This window comes from Methylobacter sp. BlB1 (assembly GCF_015476545.1).
Lineage (GTDB): Bacteria > Pseudomonadota > Gammaproteobacteria > Methylococcales > Methylomonadaceae > Methylobacter.
In genome coordinates, this window is the sequence record NZ_JADMKV010000198.1 from 1 (window position 1) to 813 (window position 813).

General features: G+C 66.9%; 1 protein-coding gene. It reads left to right on the plus strand.

Annotation, left to right across the window (positions count from 1 at the left end):
• On the plus strand, window positions 1-813 hold an 813-nt coding region (locus IT781_RS22005), incomplete at both ends, for a phosphopantetheine-binding protein (RefSeq protein ID WP_228779360.1).

Sequence of the window (813 nt, forward strand, 5' to 3'; positions counted from 1 at the left end):
TGTACAAGACCGGCGACCTGGGCCGCTGGCTGGCCGACGGCAGCATCGAATTCCTGGGCCGCAACGACTTCCAGGTCAAGGTCCGGGGTTTTCGCATCGAACTGGGCGAGATCGAGGCCCGGCTGGCCGGCCATCCGGCGGTCCGCGAAACGGCCGTGCTGGCCCGCGAGGACGGCCCCGGCATTAAAAAGCTGGTGGCCTACTACACCGGCGACGCCGGGCTGAGCGTGGACGAGCTGCGCGCGCATCTGGCCGAGGCGTTGCCCGAGTACATGGTGCCGGCCGCTTTCGTCTACCTCGAAGCGTTGCCGCTGACTGCCAACGGCAAGCTGGACCGCAAGGCGCTGCCGGCGCCGGACGGCGATGCCTACGCCGCGCGCGGCTATGAAGCACCGCAAGGCGAGACCGAACAAACCCTGGCGGCCATCTGGTCCGAGCTGCTCAAGATCGAGCAGGTCGGCCGCCACGACAATTTCTTCGAGCTGGGCGGGCATTCCCTGCTGGCCGTGACCTTGATCGCACGCATGCGCCAAGCCGGCTTGAACATTGATGTGCGAGCCCTATTCAGCGCGCCGACGCTGGCCGGTCTGGCGGTGCTGGCCGACAGCGGCAGCCAGGCCGAGCAAGTGGTCATTCCGGCCAACCGCATTCCTGACGGCTGCACGGCCATTACGCCGGACCTGCTGCCGCTGGTCAGTCTGGAACAGGCCGATATCGACCGCATCATTGCCGCCGTGCCGGGCGGGGCGGCCAACATCCAGGATATCTATCCGCTGGCGCCGCTGCAGGAAGGCATTCTGTTCCACCATCTGA